Below are 7,290 nucleotides of genomic sequence, written 5' to 3'. Positions count from 1 at the left end.
AATCGACGCTTAGCATTACGATTTGAGAAATCCGATCTCTCTTTCCTTGCCTTTATAGCTTTAGCATCTATTAAATACAACCTTTGTTAACAGTGCCTAATGTTTGATAGTATAAAAAGCATATTCAAAGATAAGGTTCAATTTAATGAATCTTATTTATACCAGATTGGTAAGCCGGTTTGGAGCAATAGGAGCTATACCACATTTGCCGATAAGGCATATATAAAAAATGTAATTGCAAATAGATCTATACGGATGATATCAACATGCGCAGCTAGTATTGTGCCAATAATCTATAAAGCAGATGGGGCGGAATCACAGATTAGAAATCGGATTGAAAAATTATTAAAGGAGCCAAATCCAATTCAAAATGGCTTCGAATTTTTTGAGTCTATATATACATATAGGCAGCTATATGGCAATGCATATATACTTGCTTCTCAGGTAGGTAGAGATTCTCTGCCACTTGAAATATATTTACTAAGACCAGAAAGGGTTAAAATTATAGCCGGGGAGCAATTTTTACCATTAGGATATAGGTACACAGTTGAAAATAAAAATATAGATTACATGCTTGATAGTGTCACTGGAAAAGGCAATATATTGCATATAAAAAATTTCAATCCAGTGTCAGATTGGTATGGATTATCTCCTGTGGAAGCTGCTTCATATAGTATAGATCAACATAATCAAGCAGCCGAATGGAATCAATCATTATTGCAAAGTGGTGCTAGACCAAGTGGCGTTATTACCGTTAAGGATAGTGAAGGAAAGCCCTCTACATTAACAAGGGAGCAATTTTATCAAATAAAAGAAATGATATCAGAATGTTTTTCTGGGCCTAAAAATTCTGGAAGGCCAATGGTCTTAGAAGGGGGGCTGGAATGGAAGGAAATGAGCATGTCCCCTAAGGATATGGATTTTATAGAATCTAAAAATAGCTCAGCACGTGATATAGCATTAGCATTTGGAGTGCCGCCTCAGTTGTTGGGTATTCCTGGTGATAATACATATAATAATTTAAGAGAGGCTCGTATAGCGCTCTGGGAGGAGGTTGTTTTGCCAATGGTTGATAACACATTCGCTAATATAAGCAGGTGGATTAATAAAAATTATGAATTGGATATAGAGATTAAATATGATAGGTCAAAAATAAGTGCGCTAGCATCAAAAAGCGACTCTGTATGGGAAAGGCTACAAAATGTGACTTTCATGACAACAAATGAAAAAAGGGAATATGTGGGTCTTCATCCACTTGTAGAGCAAGGCAATTACACAAGTAGCTGATAATTATACCTATTTATTAGTGTGATTAGGTTTATATAAACATATGTTAACGTTTCTTAAGTGTTGATTTTTTAGGTATACATGGACTTTTCAGATCATAGTTTTCTGGATCATTTGCACAGGATGCAAGAAGTAGTATGCCCATAAAAACTAAAATAAAAGAAATATTTTTCATCGCGATATGATTAGTAATCCACTAAATGCTAACAATATGTACTGCTATACACAATACGGTTGAAAGTGTTAATTTTGGCATATTTTTTATCTTTAGATAATTTTCAAATAGTGCAGTATATAATTAAAGCATCATCTTATAACCACACCACTTTTTATCCAGAGATTAATTTATTATACAATTGGCTATACAATTTGCAGAGTTAGCAAAAATGTTTTAGAATTCACCTTGTAAAATTGCAGCAGCTGATATAGGTTTTGGTTCGCGTTTTTATTACGCACTTGTATATGAAATTCAAGTGCGGGCGTAGCTTAGTGGTAAAGTCCTAGCCTTCCAAGCTAGCTACGCGGGTTCGATTCCCGCCGCCCGCTCCATAATTTTATAAATTCAGTAAATTATTAGAATAAATTAAAGATCTCTAATATTGTTAATTATAAAACTCATATTACACCTATATCGAGGTGGCTAAAGTTGTGGAGCTGATTTAACTAGTTCTTATTGTGACTAAACAAATAAGTTGGTTAGTGCAAAAAGAATTTAGCATGTATTAATTTATACTTAACAAATAGGCTGTAAACACGTCTTGTTTATTCACACTTTTTACTTTTTTCTAGCTCATCTAGTATTTCTTGTTTTGCAAGCAACTCTGAGAAATATACTCCAGTTTTATTGCATGGAGTATAAAGTATATTACATGGAACGCCTAATTTGTTATTTAAAGCCAAAAATTTGCTAATTTCTTTTGATTTGAGCGTATAATCTCCTCTTAAAAGAATAACGCCTCTCTCTTCTTTAAGCATTTTGAGGAAATCGTCTGTAAATACCCTGTTTGAGTTGTATTTGCATGTTAGGCACCAATCTGCCGTAATATCTACTAATACAGTTTTCCCTTTGGTAATATTTTTATTTAAGCTCTCTAATGAAAATTCTTGCCAATACTTATTTGAAATCTTTGTATCTACATCTTCTCGCGGAACGACTAAAGCAATAGTGAATATAAAAAAGGCGGCTGATACCAAATATCTTTTATCTGTGCGTTTTGAAGAAGTTAACAGGGTTATAATAGAAAGTAAGGCAACGAATGTTGCAATGCCACCCCATCCAATGTGTCTTTGTAGCACTGGTATTAACCATATAGCAGTTAACAGCATTAAAATCGCAAAGAATTTTTTGATCTTTATCATCCATGGCCCTGGTTTTGGAATAAGCTTAATCAGACTTGGTGATATAAAAAGCAATAAATATGGAAAAGCCATCCCTAAACCTATGCATAAATATATGCAGAATATCACATATATATTTTGTGAAAGCGTGAATACTAGAGAGGTTGATAGAATTGGTGCTGTGCATGAAGTTGCGAGCAATGTACCAAATACCCCATATAAAAAATCACTTAAATATCCACCTGTACTATGAAATAGGTTATCAATTCTATTTCCTATAAAAGGTGGTAAATTTATTGGAAATACCCCGAGTAAACTATTCGCAAACAGGACTATAGAGGATATAAGAAAAATTAAGAAATATTTATTCTGAAAATGCATACCCCAACCTGCAAATTGGCCAGCATGTCTTAGGATGGCAATTATGAGCGCATTTATTATAAAAATGAATAGAATTCCAGATATAATACCAAGTAAGTGATACCTAATTTCGCGTGCCTTTTTTCCACTTTTCTTAATGATGGAAATAATTTTTAATGATAAGACAGGTAAAACACATGGCATAAAATTAAGCATAACCCCGCCAATAATGCTAAACATGCACATGGCTAATATATTAGCCAAATGGAGTTCTTCTTTAAATTCATCCACATTATCTACTATAAATTCATAAGATAACTCTTGATCCATAAGCACGCATTCCTCACCGCACGCACTTGCCTCTACAGCAATTTTAAAGCTTACTGGTTTGCTTATATCTTCAGGCTCTATTAATAATGGTATCTCTACAAAATTTTGGTAAAAATAGTAATTTGTAGCATTTCCACTACTTTCATCTACTCCCTTCTGTTCTAGCGGAAAGTAGATTCTATAATTTTTTATATTAAACGTTTTAATTACATTTATTAGTAACGGCTTGCCTATACTGCTTTTAGAAGGCCCGTGTAGTTTCCAACCTTCTTTTATTTTAAATTTTACAATGGCCTTGTTATATAAATGATCTATGCTAAGGACAAGTGGGTTTTGAGCACTTTGTTCTTGAGATGAGGCGTTTTGCGCCACAATAAAAAGTAGTAATAGTAGTACGTGTATTATTCTTGGTGCGTTTTGCATGATTTACACACAAATAATAGGGGTGGATGAAGTTGGAAGAGGGCCGTTGGCAGGTCCTGTTGTAGCGGTAGCTGTAGTACTTACAGCGCCAATACCTACAATTAAAGACTCAAAGGCTCTCAGCAAAAAAAATATACAATATTTTGCAAGAATTTTAAAGAATTCTTGTGAGTACTCAATAGGCGAAGCTTCGGTTGAGGAGATAGAGCAGCATAATATACTGGGTGCCACAATGCTGGCTATGAGAAGAGCTATCTTTGGCATACATAATTACTCTGCAAAGAAAATATTAATAGATGGTAATCAAAACCCATTAAAATATTATCCTCAGTTAAATTCAGATGTTATAGTAAAGGGTGATTCAATAGTGGAATCTATATCAGCGGCATCTATTATAGCGAAGGATTATAGGGATGATCTTATGTCTTCTCTATGTACAGTATATCCAGAATATTACTGGAGTAAAAATAGTGGTTACGGCACAAAAGAGCATATCAATGCCATTATTAAGAATGGATTAACAAAATATCATAGAGTATCTTTTTGCAAAAAGATTGTTATTTCGCAATGAGCTAGATGGATTATAAAATCTCAATATTATAAGATAAGCTGGTGATTATTACTCAACTGGTTGTTCTATAAATCGTCTTTTAACGCCTTTTGTATCTGGTTATGTATTGATCAGAAATATTAACATGAAGCCATTTAAGGTTATGAAATCTTATAGCCATGCCTTTCTGCAGCTATGCAAAAATCTTCAAGAATATTTTATATTTTAAATTATGATTAGAGATATAAAAACACATAATTTTATCCAGTTAAATATAATGTAATTCATTGAATTTTCTAATCTTAGCCTAAGATCAGATTTATATTTTATATAAATTACCATCACTAGGCTAAAAACGAGCGGTTATTGATATTGAATTAATATTAATATAATATCACGAGTGCTACTGGTTCACTTGGACTTGCGCATTTTTAGTATTTATTTAGACATATGAAAGGTATTTCGCCTATTTTTCTGTTTTTATTAATCGGAGCTTCACAAGCTTATGCAAGTGATAGTAAAATTCCTTCTAGCCTAAAATTTGAGGGGGAGATAGATGTTGGATCTTGCTTCTTAACAAACGAGGAGAAAAAATTTGATTATATAAACTTAGATGAAACGTCTAAAAAATTGAATAATTTTGTACCATATGTAAAACCTAGCTTAAAAGCTATATATAATGTCTCTGAAGATGATGTTGAGTATGGGGCTTTTATAAAACTAGATATAGATACAGCGGGCAATAAGAATAGCACATCCTCTATAAAGAACAAGAATGGTATATATTTTAAATCCAAATCTCTTGGTAAGATTATGGCTGGAAACGCTGCTGGCTTCAAAGATGATCTTAAGCTTGATGCATCACAGCTAGCTTGTGCAACTGGCGGGATAGATGGGGATGCTTTTGATTTTATTAGAAACAAGGCATTATTTAGCCCTGTCCCTGAACATAAAGTTGATATTTCTAGTGCATTTCTAGGTGATGTCTCAACTGTTGTTTACTCAAATAGTAAGAGTTTAAAATTAAGCTACGTATCGCAAGCATATAATGGTATTACTGCGGCACTTACTTATATACCAGATACAGATATAAAAGGTAATATAAGCTCTCAGGTTGCAGAGGATAGCGTTAATCTTGTAAACTATAGCACGGGTAGTGGTTATACAAATGGTATCGCAGCTGGTGTAAGGTTTAAAAAAGATGATACAGCTATACCTTTTTCTATTCTACTCACAGCAGAGTATGCCGCTCCTAAAGAGCTAATGCTTCTTGATAAACAACAAGCAAACGCCTTTTTCGTTGAAAGAAACAGTAATTTAGCTTTTAGCCTTGGTGCTCTTGCTGAGGTTTATGATCCACTTACTCTTTGCGCTTCTTTCACATATCTTGGTAATTCTGGTACTATAAAGAAAGTAGAATCTCGTGATGGTGCTACTGGTGCTAGAGTAGATAAGACGAATGAATATGATGCGGGTGATGGTAATTCAAATTATTTCTGGACATTGGGAGCAAAATTCAAATATAACGACCACGTTTCTCTCAGTGCGACTTACATGAACTCAAGTGCATCCGGTATACCTACTACCTATTCATACGGTGATAAGATTGGTCTGCTCAAAAAAGAAGAAAATCCTGGAAAAAATAAATTCCGCTCTATCGCCCTGGGAGTGGATTATAACATCACGGAAAACACTTCTCTATATTTAGAAGGGGTCAGTATATCTTACTATAAAGATAAAGATGACGATAAAAGGGATAGCGTAAATCTTTCTAAGTCAATTGTGCTACTTGCTGGACTCAAGTTTAAATTTTAATATAGAGGCGCAGCTCTGAGAAAGAGTGTATGGGGCAAAATAATCAAAATGTTGTTTTTGCCCCCAAAAAGTGTACTTTGATATCCAGTATCATATAAGATTATGTGCAATAGTCTTATAATTCAAAGAGAAATATCCAAATGTGAGGTAGGCAAAATTTACTAAGTAGGCCTCATATTGTAAGAATCGGGATAAATGTTGAATTATATATTGTTGGCATCGAATGGATAGATTTCAAAAAGCTACACAAGTGATTTGAATGGAAGGTAGAAAATAATATACAAAAAATCATATCGCTTAGGTCAAATATGTTCTGAATTTATACTTATTTAAGCTGAGTTAGCATAAGCTGTAATACAAGAAGTAAATATCGCCACCACAAATAAAACTGCTATATACATTGAAACACTTCTTAGTTATCAGGATACAAAGATAGTGGGATCCTATTATATCACTAACATGTATATTTCTAGATACTGTGGTGAAAGTATGCTGGGATAGAAGTACTATAAAGTAAAACAAAATGGATGAGGTTTGACAAACTGGACCAAGTGCTACCTAGCTTCATCGTCCTTGTTAAATTATTTTGTTAACGACTCTATATAGATTTACTCATAGTTAACCCGAACTGTATTTAAGCTTAAGATAAAATTGAGTAAAAAAGACGATTTATCGGTCTTGAATTGGTAATTTATAAGTCTCGCTAATAGATGTGTCAAATCATTTATTGATTTTATAGATAAAAAGATTGTCTCTATAATTTATCTTTGACATTCATGAATATATTTTTCTTCACTTTAGTAATTACAGTTATCTAATTTTTAAAGAATTTGTTAAACAATTCTTTTGATATGTGGCCTTATCACATATTAATCTTGTTTATATATTTTTCAATAATGTAGGTATAGCTAAGATAGTATAAAATGACATTACAATTTCGAAAGAAAGTAATGAAATTACATGCAGAAGATATGAAGATCTAAGTTTCTACATATCTATTAGAACCTAAAGTAGATGGAAGAAGGCGATAGAGCCTCAGAAAACTAGGAATAAACCGTGGAAAAGCTCAGTAAAGAAGCATTAATACGAGATATATTGGATCATCCAGATAGCCATGCTAAAAGATTAGGAATAATTGAGTCATGTATTAAGTATGCAATAAAGCGTCTAGGGATTGGTTATAAAAA

The 7,290-nt window shown here is 33.1% G+C and carries 4 protein-coding genes and 1 tRNA gene; 4 read left to right on the top strand and 1 reads right to left on the bottom strand.

Translation table 11 applies throughout. The annotated features are described in order from the left end of the window. Window positions 1-99 precede the first annotated feature (99 nt). Complete coding sequence (locus Cyrtocomes_RS04630; protein WP_322498028.1) at window positions 100-1,287, top strand: phage portal protein; 1,188 nt, start codon at window positions 100-102, stop codon at window positions 1,285-1,287. Window positions 1,288-1,762: 475 nt separating this feature from the next. Next, window positions 1,763-1,836: transfer RNA gene (locus Cyrtocomes_RS04625), tRNA-Gly, on the top strand. A gap of 213 nt (window positions 1,837-2,049) precedes the next feature. Here the strand turns inward: Cyrtocomes_RS04625 and Cyrtocomes_RS04620 are convergent. Next, on the bottom strand, window positions 2,050-3,738 hold the full coding sequence (locus tag Cyrtocomes_RS04620; protein WP_322498027.1) for a protein-disulfide reductase DsbD family protein: 1,689 nt from the start codon (window positions 3,736-3,738) through the stop codon (window positions 2,050-2,052). Here Cyrtocomes_RS04620 and Cyrtocomes_RS04615 point away from each other — a divergent pair. Further along, window positions 3,737-4,309 (top strand): ribonuclease HII, encoded by a 573-nt coding sequence (locus tag Cyrtocomes_RS04615; protein ID WP_322498026.1) that lies wholly within the window; start codon window positions 3,737-3,739, stop codon window positions 4,307-4,309. The genes Cyrtocomes_RS04620 and Cyrtocomes_RS04615 overlap by 2 nt on opposite strands. A gap of 429 nt (window positions 4,310-4,738) precedes the next feature. Then, a complete protein-coding gene (locus Cyrtocomes_RS04610; RefSeq protein WP_322498025.1) occupies window positions 4,739-6,103 on the top strand; it encodes a porin in 1,365 nt (454 codons plus the stop codon). Window positions 6,104-7,290: the final 1,187 nt, after the last annotated feature.

The organism is Candidatus Cyrtobacter comes (genome assembly GCF_034470605.1).
GTDB lineage: Bacteria > Pseudomonadota > Alphaproteobacteria > Rickettsiales > Midichloriaceae > Cyrtobacter > Cyrtobacter comes.
This window is presented reverse-complemented; position numbering and strand designations above follow the sequence as displayed.

What these genes read in the sequence shown, in the direction of transcription:
- Cyrtocomes_RS04610 (WP_322498025.1), top strand. Translation starts at nt 4,739, where the DNA reads ATGAAAGGTATTTCGCCTATTTTTCTGTTTTTATTAATCGGAGCTTCA.
- Cyrtocomes_RS04615 (WP_322498026.1), top strand. Translation starts at nt 3,737, where the DNA reads ATGATTTACACACAAATAATAGGGGTGGATGAAGTTGGAAGAGGGCCG.
- Cyrtocomes_RS04620 (WP_322498027.1), bottom strand. Translation starts at nt 3,738, where the DNA reads ATGCAAAACGCACCAAGAATAATACACGTACTACTATTACTACTTTTT.
- Cyrtocomes_RS04630 (WP_322498028.1), top strand. Translation starts at nt 100, where the DNA reads ATGTTTGATAGTATAAAAAGCATATTCAAAGATAAGGTTCAATTTAAT.